This is a genomic window from Serratia sp. NGAS9 (assembly GCF_009905295.1).
GTDB lineage: Bacteria > Pseudomonadota > Gammaproteobacteria > Enterobacterales > Enterobacteriaceae > Serratia > Serratia bockelmannii.
The window spans coordinates 132,030-150,115 of the sequence record NZ_CP047605.1 but is presented as its reverse complement, the minus strand read 5'-3'; the positions used below and the strand labels follow the sequence as shown (position 1 = coordinate 150,115).

Here is an 18,086-nt window from a genome sequence, read left to right as displayed (position 1 = left end):
TTAGACCGCGCGCCTTTGCGGATGTCACTCATTAGAGTGAAAAATAATGGATTGCGGGGTTTTTAATGCAAAAAATCGTTACGAGGCAGAGGAAGAACCTCACCGGCCGCGGATGCGGCCGGTGATTTACCGCCGATATCAGGCGGAAGGCAGCGTTTTGTCCGCGCCGGAGTTTTTGTTGTTCAGCGTGTCTTTCAGCTGTTTTTCATCCAGCTGGTTACACCATTTTGCCACCACCACGGTCGCCACCCCGTTGCCCACCAAGTTGGTCAACGCACGGGCTTCCGACATGAAGCGGTCGATGCCGAGGATCAGCGCCAGGCCGGCCAGCGGCAGGTGGCCGACGGCGGAGATGGTGGCGGCCAACACGATAAAGCCGCTGCCGGTGACACCCGCCGCCCCTTTGGAGGAAAGCAGCAGCACCACCAGCAGGGTAATCTGATGCATGATGTCCATGTGGGTATTGGTCGCCTGCGCGATAAACACCGCGGCCATGGTCAGGTAGATAGAGGTGCCGTCCAGGTTGAAGGAGTACCCGGTCGGAATAACCAGACCCACCACTGATTTCTTGCAGCCCAGCTTCTCCATTTTATCCAGCATGCGCGGCAGCGCGGATTCGGACGACGAGGTCCCCAGCACGATCAGCAGCTCTTCTTTGATGTAGTTGACGAATTTGAAGATGCTGAAGCCGTTGGCGCGGGCGATGCTGCCCAGCACCACCACCACGAACAGGATGCAGGTGATATAGAAGCACACGATCAGTTGGCCGAGTTGCACCAGGGTGCCGACACCGTATTTACCGATGGTAAACGCCATAGCGCCGAAGGCCCCCAGCGGCGCCAGGCGCATGATCATGTTGATGATGCCGAAAATCACCCGCGAGAAGCTGTCTATCACGTTGTAGATCAGCTGCCCTTTGTCGCCCAGACGATGCAGGGCGAAGCCGAACAGTACCGCGAACAGCAGCACCTGAAGAATGTTGCCGCTGGCGAACGCGCCGATCACGCTGCCGGGGATGATGTCCAGCAGGAACGGAATGATGCCCTGCTGCTGTGCCTGCTCGGCGTAGACCGCCACCGCCTTGGCGTCCAGCGTGCCGGGATCGACGTTCATGCCGGCGCCCGGTTGCACCAGGTTGACGATCACCAGACCGATAATCAGCGCGATGGTGCTGACGATTTCAAAATACAGCAGCGCGATGGCGCCGGTGCGCCCCACCGCCTTCATGCTTTCCATGCCGGCGATGCCGGTCACCACGGTGCAGAAGATCACCGGTGCGATGATCATCTTGATCAGTTTGACGAAGCCATCGCCCAGAGGTTTCATCTCGGCGCCGAGGTCAGGGTAGAAATGGCCAAGCAGGATACCCAGCGTGATCGCCGTCAGTACCTGAAAATAGAGGCTCTTAAAGATCGTTGTTTTCATATGAACATCCTATGGGGGGAAGACACGCACCAGGCAGCAGTCTAAAAATCCAGCCTGTTCATTGCTTGCGCGGAAAATAACACCCACTTAACAACATGGAAATAATTTGTTGCACCCGCCCTTGCGGGTTGATGTGAATTTAAGAGCTGAAACGCGTCAGTCGAGGTGCAAAGCTGAAAATTGCGTAAGCCTTTGTTTGCACTAACGCAAAAGAGGTATATGAAGAATGGCGATTTTCGGACGGGGAAAAGTACCGGAAAGGTCACGCGGCGCTCACGGCGCCGCGCGGCAAAACTCGGCTTCGAACGCTTCGCGCGGCAGCGGCCGGGCGAACAGGAATCCTTGCCCGCTGCGAATGCCGTGCTGCAGCAGCCAGTCGCGCTGCCCGGCGTTTTCCACGCCTTCGGCCATCACCGGTAACGCCAGCACTTCGGAGATCGAACTGACGATACGCGCCATCGCATCGTCGGCCGGCAGCCCCTGAATGAAGCTGCGGTCGATTTTAATCAAATCTATCGGCAGGGATTTCAACCGGTTCAGGTACTCCAGGCTGGAGTAGCCCATGCCGAAGTCATCTAGCGCGATAGACAATCCCAGATCGTGCAGCTCACGCAGCAGCGCCAGCGCGTGGTCGAGATCGTCGATGCGTACCGTCTCGGTGATCTCCAGCAGCAGCTTGCGCGGATCGATCCGATACTGCGCCAGCAGGTTTTTCAGATGCGGAACAAACGCCTCATGTTGCATCTGAATACCGGAAACGTTGACCGCCAGCGGCAGCGCAATGCCGCGTTGCTGCCAGTCTGCCAGGATGCGGCAGGACTCTTCCAACACCCAGTTGCCGAGAGGCACGATCACACCCAGCTCTTCCGCCAGCGGGATAACGTCGGCCGGCAGGGTATAGCTGCCGTCATACTGCTGCCAACGCAGCAGCGCTTCGGCGCCGATCACCTCGTTGGACTGCATGTCGATCTGCGGCTGCAGGAACAGCGTGAAATGCCGCTGCTCGATGCCGTGCAAGATCTCGCTCTCCTGGGTCAACCGCTTCTGCGTGCGTTCCGTCAGGCTGGGCTCGAAGAACAGGATCTGATTTTTTCCTTCGCGGTGCGCGGACATCATCGCCGAGGTGGCGCTGCGCAGCAGCTGTTCCGCACTCTCCCCCTGATTGAGGTAGTGCGCGATGCCGATACTGGCGTTGGGCCGCAGCGCCAAACCTTCCAGCGTCAACGGCGCGTTGATCTCCGCCATGATACGCCGCGCCAGCTGCATGGCGTGGAACGGCCGCTCGATGCCCTTGGCCAGAATGGCGAATTCGGTATTGCTCAGCTGTGCCAGCACGCCGTTTTCGTCGATGCAGCCGCGCAGCTTCTTCGCCAACGCCAGCAGCAACGCTTCACGCATCGCCGGGCTCATCACGCCAGACGCTTCATGCAGCGTCTCGATGCCGATCACCAACAGGTTAAAACGCTCGGGGCGCAGGCTGGAGGCGATATGCTGTTCCAGCAACGCGTTCAGCAACGCCGGATTTGGCAATTCGGTCACCGGGTGGCGGGTGCTCAGGCGGCTCATGTCGGCATGCGCCTTGGCCAACGTCTGTTGATTGCGGTTGTAGTTGCGCACCAGCAGGCCGAGCTCGTCGTCCTGGTGCAGCGCCGGCAGCATCAGTTGGTGATAGGGCGCTTCGTCCTGCGAGATGTTCTCCAGCTCTTTGGCCATCGCGCGCAGCGGGTGCACCATCAACCGGTTCATGCACCAGGTGATGGCCACCGACAGGATCAGCGCCAGCAGCAGGTAGGTCGACAGCATGGTCGACAAAATGCTGAGGATAAACTGGTACATGCGGAACGAATCGGCCTGCAGCACCAGATAGGCCAGCGGCTGCTGGTTGGCCGGCACCCGTTCCAGCGAATAGAGCGGCACGGAAATTTGGATAGGCAGTTCAAACAGCCGGGCGATCAGCGTCGGCACCGGCCGCTCCGGCGGGAAATTGGCGTGCAGCGCCTGAAACTCGTTCGGCAAGACGATATCCGCCCGGCTGAGAATGCCGACCGGCAACAGGGTGTTCAGCACCCTTTTGGCTTCCGGCACGTCCATCCGCAGCACCGCTTCCGCCAGCGGCTGGCGCACGGAGTGAGCGATATTCTCCAGTTGCTGGGCGTAGTCATCCCTGCGCTGCTGCACAAAGTGGAATAACTGGATCACGATAAAGATGCAGATCGTGACCAGCGCCACGCCGGACACTGTCGCCATCTGCTTAATCGTTAACGAACGCCTGACCCGCAAACCTGCTCTCCGTGAAATCGGGCTAAAACAAAAAGGGGGCTGACTCTCACCCGCCCCCTCGAACCGGGCTGAGTATACTCGATCATCGGCTGTTTTTATCTGGCTATGCCGCAGGCAAAACCAAGAAAATCGCGGGTTTCAGTCTTTTCCTAAAGCGAACAAACACGACCCGGACACAGGGTAACAAAACTCCCCGGCGTCCGACACTCCGAATCTTTCCCCTTCCGACTACTTAAAGTCGGCGTAAGGCGTCAGCGGCTGCGGCGGCAAATCGAGATCCCCCTGCCAGCCGGCCAGGGAATAGCGCAGATAAATCAACGCGTGGCTCGGCGTATAGTCCTTCGCCTGTTGAATGTCGATGCCGGCGCCGAGCGTCCAGTGCGAACTGAGACGGCGTTCGACGATTGCCCGCAGGGTATAACCGACGCCGCTCGCGGAGCTGCCGTCCTCGACGGCGAACTTATCGGGCAACGAATCCGGGATCAGCCCCTGCAGTGGATAACGGCGCTGGCTGTCGGTTTTGGAATGGGACAGCGAAACCGAACCGCCCAGCTCCCACGACCAGTTCTCGGTGCGCTGACGGTAGTTGACCGGCAGCGACAGAGACAGGTATTGCTGCGGGCTGTAATAGCCGCCCTGCCCCAGCGAATAACCACTCAAATCCTTCTGGTAATGCCACAGCATGGTATTGAGCCCGACGCTCAGGCGGCGATTGTCTTCGTTGATCAGCTTGTAGTAGTAACCGGCCATCAACCGCTGCCGCTGGTTGTCCGCCACATTCTTGCCGGTAATCTGGTGCGCGCTGAGATCGGCCCATACGCCGTTCGCCTCGCCGCGATCGTAGCTGGCGCTCAGGCTGACGCCGGTGGCGCGCACGCCACCCCAGGTGGTACCGGTGTTCGGATCTTTGGCACCGCCGAACGCCAGCAGCGAGCTGGAGATCGGCCGCCGCGAGGCCGCCAGCGTCCAACCGATGTGGTTCCAGTCGCCGCTGTAGGCCAGGCCGCCGGTCCAGTCGACCACCTCAAAGCCCATCGGCGTCGTGCCGATATCGGCGGCCCAGCGATCGTTTTTCCAGCCGGCCGCCACGCTGGTGCCAGTGGTTTTCTGGTGTTCATCGCCGCGGCACCCTTGCGTGTTGCAAGTGCCGAAGGTCTCGTAATAGTGGCCGCTGCCGTCGGTCGAGAAGCGGCCGGCATCCAGCTGCACGGTGTCAGTGCGCAAGAAGGCGCGCCCGTCATACAGCGGCATGTCCACCTGCAGCATGGTGTCGTGCGCGTTGAAGTCGGAAATGCCGCCGGTGCCGCTCGAGCGCCAGTAATCGTGATCGAGCGTGACGTTCACGTCTTGCTGTCGATACAGATCCGCGGCGTCGGAGCGGATGCCGCGTTTCAGCCAGTCGTCGCCCGCGTTATTGCGCGTCAAATAAGTGTAGCTGTCATTATCCTGCGGCAGCGTCGGCGTGATGCCGCCGGCCACCATCGCCTGCCGGAAATCCTGCTGCGCCCGCTCAGGCTGTTGCTGAGCCCGCTCCAGACGGGCGGCGTCACGGTAGATCAGCGCCTTGGTCTGCCCGACGGGTTCTGAAGCCGCCGCCGTTTTCAGCCGGCCGAAGAGCGCGTCGGCCTGCTGCGCATCGCCGACCGCACTCCAGGCGTTGGCAACCCGCCGTTGGCTGTTGAGCGAAGCGTCTTGCGGCTGCGGTTCGGTTTTCAGCCGCTGGCGCGCCGCGTCAAGATCTCCCTGCGCCACATAGGCTTCGATCTCGCCCAGCTGCGCATCCGGGTTGTTCGGTTCACGGCGTTTCACCCGCTGATAGTCGTCCAGCGCCGCCGCATACTCCCCGCGCGCCAGCGCCCAGTCGGCGAGCAGCAAATCGATGCGCGTGTCCGCCGGCTGCCGGCGCAGATAGGCTTCCGCCGCCGGTTCGTCACCGGCCGCCCGCAGCCCTTCGGCATGCGCGATCGTCGCCTGCATTTTCAGCCGCTGCGCCAGTTCGCGCATGTTGTCGTTCCACTGCGCCGCCGGCAGCGTATTGAGCTGCGCCAGCGCCTGCCTGTCGCGATCGCTGCCGGAAAGATAGAGCGCATAGGCGTAGGTCAGCTGCGGATTGGCGTGCTGGCGCTGCGCCAGCTGCCGGAACAGAGCGTCCGCCTGCTGCGGCTGCCCAGCCTGACGCAGCGCCTGCGCGTAGCGATAGGTCAGCCAGACATCGTCGGGATCCATCGCCTGGGCGCGGCGATAAATTTCCACCGCCTGTTGCCACTGTTGCTGCTGCGCCAGCGTCTCCGCCTGCTGTTTCAACATGTCGAGCCGCAGCCCGTCGAAGGTGCTGCGCAGCTTGGCCTGTTGGCTGCGCGGCAGGCCGCTGAGATAGGCCAGCGCTTTTTCCGGCGACTGCCGTTGATAGATATTCACCAGGCCGCGCAGCGCGCTGCCGTTGCCGGGATCGCGTCGCAGCGCCTGCTGATAAAACCCTTCCGCCGCGGCGTCATCCTCGCTCGCCACCGCCACATCGCCCAGGCCGATAAACGCATCGCCGTCGCTGTCGTCGAGCTGGCGCGCCTGCTGATATTTCTGCCGAGCCAGCGCGAGATTGCCTGCCTTGAGCGCTTTGTCGCCCTCGTCGATCGCCAGCCAGTAGCCGGTGCTCTTGATCAGGCTTTGCCATTTGCCGCTGCCGTAGCCATTCTTGTCGGCGGCCAGCGCCTGGCGAAACAGCTTCAGCGCCTGCGGGCGGTTACCGGCGCGCGAATAGGCCTGGCCGAGCGCGCCCAGCACCTCGGCGTCGTTCGGCGCTGCCGCCAGCGCCTTTTGCAACGCCGGAATGGCCGCCCGGCTGCCACCTTTATCCACCTGCGCCAGGCCGCGCACCCGCGCCTGATAAGCCGGATCGGCCAACAGTTTCTGTTGTCTGGCCAGCTCTTCACGGGCGCGGGTCGCCTGATCGCCGGTATCGAACACGCCGAGGAAGCGGTTGAGCGCCGCCACGCTTTGCGCGTTGACCGGCATCGCTTTGACCTTGTCCAGCCACAGATCGGCGGCATCGCCGCGCCCGGCCGGATCGGCCGCGATCTTCTGCAGCAGTTCATAGGCCTGCGCGTCCTGATTCTGACTGAACAGCATGCGCGCCAGCGACATGCGCAGCGCCACGTTGCCGGAATATTGCTGGTCCAGCGCCTGCAACTGCTTTAACGCCTTCGCCTCCTGCCCCGGCAAACGCGCCACCAGCCGCCAATACTCCACCGCCAGATCGAGCGTCGGCGGCTCGCCGTGGAACAGCGCATCGTACTGCGCCTTGGCCTCCGGCAACCGGCCGGCGGTCGCCATCAGGCGCGCCTGCTGCAGCTTTTGCCGGGTTTCCGGCTGGGTCAGCAGCATGTTCATTTGCGCCTGGCGATAGGCGCTGGACTGCGGCGCGAGGGTTTTCAGCTTGTCCAACTGCTGTTGCGCCAGCGCCATGTTGCCCTGCCGCAGCGCCAAACGCATGCGCGCGGCGATCACGTCCGGGTTATTCGGATCCATCAGCTCGAGCCGGTACAGCGACTGGCGCACCAGATCGTCCTTGTTGCCGGCCTCGCCAATGCGCACCTGCTCCAGCAGCCACTGCTCCGGGGCCACGGCCTCCGCGGCGCGCGCCTGCGGCAGCATCGCCAGGCTCAGCGGAATCAAATTCAGCCAGTTTATTTTGAAGTTGTGCATTGGCCGTCCCACGAGGGTTGCAATTCACCCTGACGATTAAAGCGATAACGTTGTTGATCCCACCCCTGACCGAACAGCGTCAGCGAGGCGCTGAAATAAGCGTCGTCACCCGGCGGATGTTCGCTGATGCGTTGCCGCTGTGTCGCCAGCGCCTCGGCCTGCGTCGCCAACATCGGCAGCATTGAGGCGGAAAAGCCGACCGGGCCGTCACCGGTGGTTTTGCCGCTGGCGGTATCGGTTTTCTCCGGCGGCACACCCTGTTTGGCGGTGAGCTGCGCCATCGGCTGGAAGCGTGCGAGCAGCGCCGCCTTATGCTCATCGTCGTCCGCCAGCATGCCGGCCCACAGATAGACCCGAATCGCGTCGTAGCTGCCGACGTTCGGCTTGACGGTATCCGGCTGCCAGCCGGTGCCGACTCGCCACACCACCCAGTCCGGTGAGAAGCCGTGCGGCGCGCTGTCCAGCCACAGCCGCTGATTGACCTGGCGCATCGCGCGCCACGGGCCGTTCAGCGCCGCAAAACGCGCCAGCAGCTGCGGCGGCAGGTAGCTGGGGTTCAGCCGCCAGCGATCTTCCGCCACAAACCCGACTTTGCCCGGCAGCAACATCAGGCCCAGGCCGGGGATGTCGGCCACTTCCTCGCGGCCGATGCGTTGCAGCAGCAGCGTTCCCAGGGTTTGATAACGCCGGCTTTTCCACAGGCGGCCGGCTTCGAGCAGGTTATAAGCGATCCACAGATCGGCATCTGACGCCGAGTTGGCGTCCAGCACCTTCCACTGCTTGTCGTCGCTCTCGCCCCACAGCCAGGCGGGCAAACGGGCGCTGAGATCGCCCGCCGCCAGGTTGTTCTCCGTCCAGGCCAACAGCCGATCGAAGGTCGGCCGGTCGTTGGCCACCAGAGCGAAGAACAGGCCGTAACTCTGTCCCTCGGAGGTGGTGATCTTGTTCGGACTGCTCGGATCGATCACCCGCCCCTGCGGGCTGATGTAGAATTGCTTGTACTGTTGCCAGCCCGGCCACTCGCAGACCGCCGCCGCGCTGAACGCACACAGCAGCAGCATGCCGAGCGACAGGCGTTGCAGCATCGCGCTCACCGCCGTCAATCCCGATCTTCAGGCGCCAGACGACGCCGGCTGAAGGCCTTCAGGCCGCGCCACAGCATCAGCCCCAGGATCACCACCAGCACCACCGCGATCACCGCCAGCAGGACCGGATGGGTGGAGAGGGCATACCACAGCCGCTCCCACCACGGCAGGTGGCCGACATAGTAAATATCGCCGACGCGCAGGCTGTTGACCCCTGATTCGCGGATCACCGCCACCGAACCAAACACCGCGGCGCGCTTGCCGCTGTCCAGCAGGGCATTGTTGAGCAGCTCATAGCCGCGCGGGCTGTCCGCCAACAGCGCCACGATGCTGCGCTGGTCGTTGAACGGCGACTGTACGCCGATGATCGCCGACATTGCGCCCTCGGAGCTGACGGTGGTCTTGCTGTCCGGCTTGGTGTCCTCTGCCAGCACTTCCGCACTCGGCAGCGGCGGCTGCCGCGTCGGCTGTTTCACCCAGCTTTGGGTCGCGTCCACCAGCAGACTGATTTTCTTGTCGTCGCGCAGCGCCGGCGGAATGGTGCCGACCATCAGGATGTCGTCGTCGCGATCCTTGGCCTGCGACCAGTCGTCGCTCAGCGTGAAGGCCAGCGCCGGATAACCGGTTTGCGCGCCGATCACACCCAGCGCGTTCAGCAGCGCGCTGACCTGCGCCGGCTGCGGTTTCTGGTTCACCAACACCAGCGTTTGCGACAGATCCGCCAGGCGGCTGAATGGGAAGCCGGCGTTGGCGAAGGCGCGCAGGTCCGGCATCGCCATAAAGTGGCGGTAGCCGGAGAAATCGATGGTAGACGCACCGTCGATCACCGCATGGTTTTGCGTGAAGGAATAGGTTTCGCAGCGCCCTTCCGCGCCGCTGGCCAGCAGCGTGGTGTAGTCAAAGTCAAAACGCAGCTGGTTGGTAGCCCCCAGCCGCAGCGCCGGGATATTGACGTTCTTGTCGGAGTCGAGCAGCCCCTGCGTCAACGGCAGGCGCAGCAGCTGCGCGCCCTGTTCGTGTTCCGGCACCAGCGAGTACGCCTGCACGAACTGGTTGTTCAGGCTGACGCTCAGCCGCGAACCGTCCTGAATGCGCGGCGCGGTATAGCGGTATTTCAGGTGCATATCGATGCCGGTGCTGCGGATCAGGAACAGGTCCGGCGGCAGGTTCATGGTCAGCGAAATCGGGCCAGGCTCGATGCCGCTGGTTTGCAGCTGTTCGGCATATTGCTGCAGCTCGGCGAAGGTCATCGGCCGATCGGTGCGCACCCAGTTCGGCGCGTCGTAAGGCTGGCGCGGCGCGAGCTGTTCCACCTTGTCCACCGTCACGTTCTGGCCGCGGAACAGAATGTTGCCCTGCGCGATGCCCTTCACCGCGGTGATCAAATCGTTGTCGTCACGCCCCTGAATCAACAGCAGTTTGACGTACGGATTGTCGGGGTGGCTGATCATCTCCACCGTCGGGCCGTTGACCGCCGGATAATCGCGCAGGAAATCCGGGCGCTGCGAGTTGGTGGCGAACACCACCGCGTGCTGCGTCGGCAGCGCGTTGTACAGCGTCGGGAAGGATTGCCCGCGCCACTGCGCCTTGCTGCCGAACCAGGAGGCCAGAATACCCGCCGCGCGCTGCTGGGTGAGGTCAGGCTGGCCGGCGAACACCATCGGCAGCGTCAGCGGCCGATTGTCACGGCTGTCGAAGAACGGCTCAGGGAAGTGCGACAGCTCGTTTTTCACCGGCAGCGTCTGGAAACGCAGCTTCAGCGCGCTGGACTTGCTGACGTCGAGCCACAGCGAGGTGCTGGCCGGGTTTTCGCAGATGTTCTGATAATGACCGACGAACACCAGCCGGACGCGGTTAAAATCGGTGATATAGCGCGGATCGATCACCATCTGGATGCGATTGGGCTTGCCCAGTTGCTCTTTGGCGAGGGTAGTTACGCCCATCAGTTCGTCGTTCAGATAGACCTTGACGTGCGACTCCACCGGGATCAGCGCCGGTGACGGCGTAAACTCCATATCGAGCATCGCCTGCGAGACCACCTCATCGCTGCGCACGCCGAATTCGATCTGTCCGTCCGGCCGGGTGCCGCGCAGAACAAAGGTGCCCGGCGGCGGCGCTATCTGCGCAAACGACAGCGATACGTCGCGCACCGGCGCATTCGGATCCTGCGGTGCGGTGGCCAGCGGTGGCGCGGTCGCCGTATCGGCCGCCGCGGCGATCGGCGGCTGGGCCGCCACGGTCGGCGCGGTGGCGGTTTCGGCCTGCGACAGGGTACTGATGCCTAAGGCCAGAGCAGTTAACCAGGTTATTTTTCGCGTCATCGTATCATCATCAATGTTGGAGCCTGTTCACCGGGCGAGTGAGCGGGCGGTTGAACTCGCAGCTAACCCACTGTTTCTTGTTGACCCAAGGTCGGATCCCTGCCGACGCCGCGCGGAATAAACGACACGACCCAGGCGGTCAGCGACGTGACCCCGACCAGCAAACCGCGCACCAGCGGCGGCGCGTAGTCCGCCATGCGCACATAGCCCCGGAAGCCCAGCGCCAGCACGTCGCGCAGGCTTTCGATCGGCCGGTCTTCAGGGAACCCGTCCTGCCACAGCGCCCAGGTATCGGCGCGGGCGAAGGTGCACTGAATGAAATCGATGTGTTCACGGGTAGAGAGACTGACCAGACGCACCCCCACCTTGTTGCCGAAGGCGCGCGTCACCACGCAGGGGAAGCTGTACTCCTGCTGGCCACGCTTGAGCAGCAGCGAGGCTTTGTCGCCGTCTTTCAACGCGTTTTCCACTCGCATCTCAATGCCCACGCCGCCGTCGGAGTAATCGCGCAGCGTGCAGGGGTAGAGGTGGCCGTCGGCACGCGCGATCGCCGCCGGCATGGCGATCTCCACGCGGTGCGCCTGACGCACCTGCTTGGCCTCTACCGCCACCGCCACCGCGCCGCCGAGAATGGTCATGTTGTACAGCACCCACACTAGGCTGATGATCACCGTCATCACCTCGTCCGTCGGGCCATAGGCCAGCCGCCAGGCGCCGAACGCCAGCCCGGCCAGGTTAAGGATCACCAGGAACATATAAGGTCGGGTGATCACCCAGTCTACGTGCTCCTCCTCCACCAGCCCGCCCTTGGCGGTGACGTTGAATTTGCCCTTGTGCGGATTGAACAGCGCCACCGTGGTCGGCCGCGCGATATACCAGGCCAGCACCGTTTCATAGATTTCGCTCCAGAACGAATGGCGGTATTTCCCCTGGATACGCGAGTTGGTCAGGCTGGCGTGGATCATGTGTGGCAGCACATAAAGCGCGATCGCCAGCGCCGGCGCGAAGATGATGTAGGCATGCAGCAGCAAAAACGCCAGCGGTGCGGTGAGGAAGATCAGCCGCGGAATGCCCGACAGGAAGTGCAGCATGGCGTTGGCGTAGCACAGGCGCTGCGCCAGTTTCAGCCCCTTGCCCAGCAGCGGGTTGTCGAGCCGGAAGATCTGCACCATGCCGCGCGCCCAGCGAATGCGCTGGCCGATGTGCGCCGACAGGCTTTCGGTCGCCAGCCCGGCAGCCTGCGGAATGCGGATATAGGCCGAGGTATGCCCGCGCCGGTGCAAACGCAGCGAGGTGTGGGCGTCTTCGGTGACGGTTTCCACCGCGATGCCGCCGATCTCGTCCAGCGCGCTGCGGCGCAAGATGGCACAAGAGCCGCAGAAGAAGGTGGCGTCCCACATGTCGTTGCCGTCCTGCACCAGCCCGTAGAACAAGGTGCCCTCGTTGGGCGTCTGGCGGAAACGCCCCAGGTTGCGCTCGAACGGATCCGGCGAGAAGAAGTGGTGCGGGGTCTGCAGCATCGCCAGCTTTTTGTCTTTGAAGAACCAGCCCATGGTCAGCTGCAGGAAAGAGCGCGTCGGCACGTGGTCGCAGTCGAAAATCGCCACGAACTCGCCGGTGGCCTGCTTCAACGCGTTGTTGATGTTGCCGGCCTTGGCATGTTCGTGGGTCGGCCTGGCGATGTATTTCACCCCCACTTCGGCGGCGAACGCACGGAATTCGGGGCGATTACCGTCATCAAGGATATAGATATTCACCTTTTCCTTCGGCCAGTCGATGCCCAGCGCCGCATAGACGGTCGGCTTCACCACCCCGAGGTCCTCATTGTAAGTCGGCACCATCAAATCGATGGTTGGCCAGGTCGCGCTGTCAGCGGGCAACGGCACCGGCTGGCGATTAAGCGGCCAGATAGTCTGGAAATAGCCCAGCACCAGCACCACCCAGGCGTAAGTTTCCGCCACCAACAGCAACAGGCCGCACACCAGGCTAAGTGGATCGTCCCAGTTCAGCGTGGCGGTATAGCGCCACCACAGGTAACGGCAGGAGACGGTCAGCGACAGCACGATCAGCATCAGCGCAGGCAAGCGCCCCGGCACCCGGCGCACCACCATCGCGATCCCCCACAGCAGCACGACGAACACGAATTGCGCCGACAGATCGAACGGTTGCGAGATGCACAGCATGGCGAGGATCGCCGCCAGCACGCCGACCAGAATAAACAGCGCGCGTCGCATGCCGCGGTTCATGCGGCCGAGGCGCTCTACCGAACGCTGTTCCACGCCGGCGTTTTTCAGCCGCTGCGGCAGGCCCTGCAGCCAATCGGCGTAGCGCTGCTGCAGCCGACGCCACCCAGCGAAATAGTCACGCTGCACTGGCGCGCGGCCGCTGCGGAACAGCAGTAGCCACAGGCCCTGCAGCAGATAGCGCAGCGCATCCGCCGGGCGTGGGCGTTCGGCGGACAGATGCGGGAACCAGTAAGCGCGGCCGGTACGCACACGCTGCCAGGCCGGTGATTCAAAGCGCAGCAGCATCCACCCCAGCGCCACCAGCAACGTGGCAAAAAACGCGGTCAGCGCCGACGCGCCGTTGCGGCGATAGCCGCGGTAGCGCGCCTGCACCGCCTGACGCACCGGCGGCACCAGCAGCAGGCTCAGCACCCGGCTCATGGCGCAACACCCCGTTTGAGGTTGATCAGGCACCAGTTGGCCAGCGTCAGCACTTCATCCGCCGCCAGACTCTCGGGGCGGTACTCGCCCAGCGGCTGTTTGACCGCCAGCGCTTCCGCCAGCGCTTCATCGCGGTGGATCACCACCGGCAACAGACCGCTCAGGGTTTGCAGCCACAGCTGATGCAAATCCTGCTGCAGCTGGCTGGCGGAGGAGTAGTGATTGACCAGGAACCGGCAGTCGTTCGGCAGCGTCTGCTGATGGAGCCGTACCTGGCAGTTGGCGTCGGGGTTCAACAGCATGAACACGCTGTCGGCTAGCTGCAGCGCCTGCTGCGCCAGAGCGCCGTCCCCGATCGGAACATCCAATAGGATCCAGCGCTGCGGATCGCCGGCGCTCAGTTGGCGCAGGTTGTCGCGCCAGCGTTCGGGCAGCTGCTGACACTGACGCTGCACTTCCAGCCGTTCCGCCGCATTCAGGCGGCCAAACGGCAGAAAATCAAGGTTTTCACAATAACGCAGCGCGCCTTCCTGCCAACCGCCGCCGTCCTGCTCCGCGCGGGCCCAGCCGCGTGCCAGTTCGAACGGCGTGTTGAAATGCAAGCGCAGCAGATTATCCGGCGTGAAATCGATCGCCAACACCGACTCACCCAGCTGCTGCAACGCCCAGGCGAGCGCCGCCGTGACCGACGTCGTCCCCATCCCACCCCGCAGCCCTTGCAGCGCGATCACCGGCATAGATCAATGGCTCCCCACAGTCTGCGCCAATTCGGCCAACAGTGACCAGCGCGTCATCATGTGCGTTAGCCGCTCCTGCCGCGAAATATCGACATAGCTTAATTTCGGCAATGAAAAAGCCTGGCTGAGCGCCTGCAGGTCATCCTGGCTCTCCCCAGGCGCCGCTGCACGAAAATGGGTAGGTGCGTTATTCATTCTTCCGCCTTGGCGAAAATAGGCTATGTTAATTAACTATAGCAACGATACAAAAAGAGACAGGCAATAAGATGATTCTCAACAAATATTGCCGAATAGCGTCGGATATTTGTTATTGCCAGAGTAAAAATGGCTATCTTTAAATATAAACGCCTTTAGTCGGCTTTCAACGAAAGTAGAACACATCCTATGGCGCACTCTTTTTCTCTAGGCATTCGGCAGATTTGGGAAGAGCTCTCGGTGATGCAGGCTCCGGGGCTCTATTGGATCAATATCGACAGGCAAAGCGACGCCGCGTTGCTGTGTCGCCAGGTGATCGCCGCCCAGCCGGCCACTCACAAAGTCGCCCTGATCTGCAGCGGCGACAAACCCGAAAGCCTGCTGGCCGAGCTGGCTTCGCCCGCTTTGCAAAAGCTGCCGCTGTATCAATTACCAGAGAAAAAAGCCGCGCTGACGCAGCTGAGCGACGATCTGATGCGCGCCCTGCGGCCGCAGAATCGCTTGCTTATCCTGCTGGCCCACGCCAGCCTGTGGCAAACCTTCACCACCGAAGAGCTGCGCGAGTGGACACGTACCCTCGCCGCCTGGCTGCGGCGGCAGGGCTGCACGCTGTTGATCCTCAGCCACGGCGGCGGCATCAATAAGCTTAAAGGGCAGCTCAGCGCACAGCATCGTATCCTGAACGGCCTATCCAGCCTGCAATGGCAGCAGGACAGCGCGCAATATCTGGTGAACTGGTGGAGCACCGAAAACGGCATCAACGCCAATCAACTGCTGACGTTGTACGCCGCGCAACGCGGCTGGCAGGGCGAGGATGAAAATAGTCAACCCTCCCCCACCGCCTTGCGCAGCGACGAAGGTCAGTATCTGGCCGAACGCAGCATTCTGGAGGGCGCGCCGCCGCTGTCCGCCAACTGGCAGCTGTTGGAGAGCAACGACGAACTGGCGCAGCACGGCATGCTGAGACTCTCGGCAACGTTGATTTTCGCGTTGTATCAAAGCGACCAAATCGATCACCTGGCGCACCAGATCCACACCCTGCGACGCAGCCGCGGCAGCGGCCTGAAAATCGCGGTGCGCGAGATGAGCGCCAGCCTGCGCTACAGTGACGAACGGCTGCTGCTGGCCTGCGGCGCCAATCTGATCGTGCCGCACGTCGCGCCGCTGTCGCGTTTTCTCACCATGCTCGAGGGCATCCAGGGGCAGCGTTTCTCTCGCCATGTGCCCGCCGACATCGATGCGTTGCTGGCCGGTTTGCGCCCGCTGCAGCTCAAAGGCTATATGCGGCCGGAGGCGTTCAGCCAGGCGGTGCTTTCGCTGATGGGCAACACGCTGCTGCCTGAGGACGGCAAAGGCGTGATGGTGGCGCTGCGCCCGGCCACCGGCCTACGCGCCGAACAGGCGATGACCCTGTGCCACCTGCGGCGGTTCGGCGACGTGATGACCGTGGTGCAGGGGCGGCTGGTGCTGTTCCTGTCCACCTGCCGCATCAACGATCTGGATACCGCGCTGAAGTTCATCTTCCGCCTGCCGGTGGATGAAGCCTTCAGCAACCGGGTGGTGTGGCACCAGGACGTCGATATCGTTTCGGAAATCAAACGCATGGCCCAGGGGCACTGGCAGCTTTCGGCTACCGGTACCGCCGGCGCCGCGCCGCGCCCCAGCGTGGCGGTGGCCGAGGAACCCGTGGAACGGCGGCAGCCGGTCGCCTTCACGCTGTCGCTTGACCCGCAGGAGGAACCGCATGCTGAACCTTAACGATATCGTGCAACTGATCCTGCTGTGCGCGCTGATCTTCATTCCGCTGGGTTACGCCTTTCACCGGCGTTTTCCGCATTTGCGTCAATACTGGCAAAACCTGTTGTTATCGCCGCGCTATTTGAAATCCGCCGGTTTGTGGGTGCGCACTGGCTCCTCATCTCAGATTAAACGTAAGAAGCAGCCATGAATCGAAACTCGAATACGCAATCCGATAACGCTCTGTGGCGCTACTGGCGTGGGCTGGGTGGCTGGAACCTTTATTTTCTGGCTAAATTCGCCCTGCTGTGGTTCGGCTACCTGAATTTCCACGCGCTGCCGAACCTGGTGTTCATGGCGTTTCTGCTGATGCCGATCCCTTCGCAACGCCTGCATCGCTGGCGCCACTACCTCGCCATCCCGATCGGCATCGCCTTGTTCTACCACGACACCTGGCTGCCGGGCATCAACAGCATTCTCAGCCAGGGGTCGCAGCTGGCCGGCTTCAGCGCCCAGTATCTGCTGGAACTGGTCAACCGCTTTATCAACTGGCAGATGATCGGCGCGGCCTTCGTACTGTTTATCGCCTACCTGTTCGTCGCGCAATGGGTGCGCGTCACCGTATTCACCGTGGCGGCGCTGGTGTGGCTCAATATCGTCAACATTGCCGGGCCGGCGGTCTCACTGCTGCCCGCGACCTCCACAGCCTCGGCCGGCAGCGCCAATACGCCGGCCACGGCCGCGCCGGCGGCGGGGGACGCTGCGCCGGCGGACAGCCTGCCGCCGACCAGCGCCAACCTGACGGCCTACCTGAACCAGTTCTACGACCGGGAAAAAGGCCGCGCCACCGCGTTCCCGACCACCTTGCCCGCCGACGCCCAGCCGTTCGATCTGCTGGTGATCAACATCTGTTCGCTGGCCTGGGCCGATATGGACGCGGTCAACCTGCAGAATCATCCGCTGTGGTCGAAGATGGATATCATGTTCGACAGCTTCAATTCGGCCACCGCCTACAGCGGCCCGGCCTCGATACGGTTGCTGCGCGCCAGCTGCGGCCAGCTTTCGCATCATGATTTGTACCAGCCGGTGAACCAGCAGTGTTACCTGTTCGACAACCTGACAAAACTCGGCTTCAAGGAACAGCTGATGCTCGATCACTCCGGGGTATTCGGCAACTACCTGAAAGAGCTGCGTGAACAGGGCGACATGCAGGCGCCGTTAATGTCGCAGGCCGGCATCGGCAACGAGCTGACGTCGTTCGACGGTGAGCCGATTTATAACGATCTCGAATTGCTGACCCGCTGGCTGGATCAGCAGCAAAAAGGCGGCGACGGCCGCACCGCTACCTTCTTCAACGTCATCCCGCTGCACGACGGCAACCGCTTCGTCGGCGCCAACAAGAGCGCCGACTATCAGCCACGCGCGCAGAAGCTGTTCGATCAGCTGAACACCTTCCTCGATCAGCTGGAAAAATCCGGCCGCAAAGTGGTGGTGGTGATCGTGCCGGAACACGGGGCGGCGTTAGTGGGTGACAAGATGCAGATGTCCGGCCTGCGCGATATCCCCAGCCCGAACATCACCCATACGCCGGTCGGCATCAAACTGGTGGGCATGAAGGCACCGCATCAGGGCAGTCCACTGCAGATCAAAACGCCGAGCAGCTATCTGGCGCTGTCTGAACTGGTGTCGCGCCTGGTGGACGGCAAGGTCTTCAGCGAATCCAGCGTCGATTGGCAGACACTGACGCAGGCGCTGCCGCAGACCCCGGTCATCTCCGAAAACGACAACGCTATCGTGATGCAATATCAGGGCAAGCCTTACATTCGCCTGAACGGCGGCGACTGGGTGCCTTATCCGCAATAAGCGCGACCTCATCAACCTAAAGCACGCCGCCGGCGTGCTTTTTTATTAGGGTTTTATAATAGAAATGGCGAAACA

Annotated in this window: 11 protein-coding genes; 3 read left to right on the top strand and 8 right to left on the bottom strand. The window is 62.5% G+C overall.

From position 1 onward, the window contains the following. Positions 1-138: 138 nt before the first annotated feature. The 8 genes from GUC32_RS00650 to bcsR form a co-directional block, all read right to left on the bottom strand. A complete protein-coding gene (locus GUC32_RS00650; protein WP_089196399.1) occupies positions 139-1,425 on the bottom strand; it encodes a dicarboxylate/amino acid:cation symporter in 1,287 nt (428 codons plus the stop codon). A gap of 273 nt (positions 1,426-1,698) precedes the next feature. Then, positions 1,699-3,705, bottom strand: coding sequence for a biofilm formation regulator HmsP (gene hmsP / locus GUC32_RS00645; protein WP_025304849.1), 2,007 nt, complete (start codon positions 3,703-3,705; stop codon positions 1,699-1,701). A 228-nt stretch (positions 3,706-3,933) separates the two neighbouring features. Next, positions 3,934-7,407 carry a cellulose synthase complex outer membrane protein BcsC gene (bcsC, locus tag GUC32_RS00640; protein ID WP_369435484.1) on the bottom strand — a complete coding sequence of 1,158 codons (3,474 nt, stop codon included), beginning with the start codon at positions 7,405-7,407 and terminating at the stop codon, positions 3,934-3,936. Next, positions 7,389-8,501 carry a cellulose synthase complex periplasmic endoglucanase BcsZ gene (bcsZ, locus tag GUC32_RS00635; protein WP_043142331.1) on the bottom strand — a complete coding sequence of 371 codons (1,113 nt, stop codon included), beginning with the start codon at positions 8,499-8,501 and terminating at the stop codon, positions 7,389-7,391. Before bcsZ ends, bcsC begins: the two co-directional genes overlap by 19 nt. Positions 8,502-8,506: 5 nt before the next feature. Then, the gene (gene bcsB / locus GUC32_RS00630; RefSeq protein WP_089181522.1) at positions 8,507-10,813 is read right to left on the bottom strand and encodes a cellulose biosynthesis cyclic di-GMP-binding regulatory protein BcsB; all 2,307 of its coding nucleotides are present in this window, start codon (positions 10,811-10,813) and stop codon (positions 8,507-8,509) included. Positions 10,814-10,875: 62 nt separating this feature from the next. Further along, positions 10,876-13,479 carry a UDP-forming cellulose synthase catalytic subunit gene (bcsA, locus tag GUC32_RS00625; RefSeq protein ID WP_060434820.1) on the bottom strand — a complete coding sequence of 868 codons (2,604 nt, stop codon included), beginning with the start codon at positions 13,477-13,479 and terminating at the stop codon, positions 10,876-10,878. Then, positions 13,476-14,216: a cellulose biosynthesis protein BcsQ gene (gene bcsQ / locus GUC32_RS00620; protein WP_025304844.1), complete on the bottom strand. Its 741-nt coding sequence runs from the start codon at positions 14,214-14,216 to the stop codon at positions 13,476-13,478. The genes bcsA and bcsQ overlap by 4 nt, the downstream gene beginning before the upstream one ends. 3 nt (positions 14,217-14,219) lie before the next feature. Further along, positions 14,220-14,411 carry a cellulose biosynthesis protein BcsR gene (bcsR, locus tag GUC32_RS00615; RefSeq protein ID WP_043142275.1) on the bottom strand — a complete coding sequence of 64 codons (192 nt, stop codon included), beginning with the start codon at positions 14,409-14,411 and terminating at the stop codon, positions 14,220-14,222. Positions 14,412-14,600: 189 nt separating this feature from the next. On the opposite strand from bcsR, the gene bcsE reads away from it, so the two are divergent. From bcsE to bcsG, 3 genes are read left to right on the top strand one after another with little or no spacing between them, the layout of a single operon-like run. Next, positions 14,601-16,169 carry a cellulose biosynthesis protein BcsE gene (gene bcsE / locus GUC32_RS00610; RefSeq protein WP_043142277.1) on the top strand — a complete coding sequence of 523 codons (1,569 nt, stop codon included), beginning with the start codon at positions 14,601-14,603 and terminating at the stop codon, positions 16,167-16,169. Further along, positions 16,156-16,359 carry a cellulose biosynthesis protein BcsF gene (gene bcsF, locus GUC32_RS00605; RefSeq protein WP_004934139.1) on the top strand — a complete coding sequence of 68 codons (204 nt, stop codon included), beginning with the start codon at positions 16,156-16,158 and terminating at the stop codon, positions 16,357-16,359. Before bcsE ends, bcsF begins: the two co-directional genes overlap by 14 nt. Further along, positions 16,356-18,011, top strand: coding sequence for a cellulose biosynthesis protein BcsG (gene bcsG / locus GUC32_RS00600; protein ID WP_043142279.1), 1,656 nt, complete (start codon positions 16,356-16,358; stop codon positions 18,009-18,011). The genes bcsF and bcsG overlap by 4 nt, the downstream gene beginning before the upstream one ends. Positions 18,012-18,086 lie beyond the last annotated feature (75 nt).

Coding starts and splice junctions, on each gene's coding strand:
- GUC32_RS00650 (WP_089196399.1), bottom strand. CDS start 1,425: ATGAAAACAACGATCTTTAAGAGCCTCTATTTTCAGGTACTGACGGCG.
- bcsC (WP_369435484.1), bottom strand. CDS start 7,407: ATGCACAACTTCAAAATAAACTGGCTGAATTTGATTCCGCTGAGCCTG.
- bcsB (WP_089181522.1), bottom strand. CDS start 10,813: ATGACGCGAAAAATAACCTGGTTAACTGCTCTGGCCTTAGGCATCAGT.
- bcsA (WP_060434820.1), bottom strand. CDS start 13,479: ATGAGCCGGGTGCTGAGCCTGCTGCTGGTGCCGCCGGTGCGTCAGGCG.
- bcsQ (WP_025304844.1), bottom strand. CDS start 14,216: ATGCCGGTGATCGCGCTGCAAGGGCTGCGGGGTGGGATGGGGACGACG.
- bcsR (WP_043142275.1), bottom strand. CDS start 14,411: ATGAATAACGCACCTACCCATTTTCGTGCAGCGGCGCCTGGGGAGAGC.
- bcsE (WP_043142277.1), top strand. CDS start 14,601: ATGGCGCACTCTTTTTCTCTAGGCATTCGGCAGATTTGGGAAGAGCTC.
- bcsF (WP_004934139.1), top strand. CDS start 16,156: ATGCTGAACCTTAACGATATCGTGCAACTGATCCTGCTGTGCGCGCTG.
- bcsG (WP_043142279.1), top strand. CDS start 16,356: ATGAATCGAAACTCGAATACGCAATCCGATAACGCTCTGTGGCGCTAC.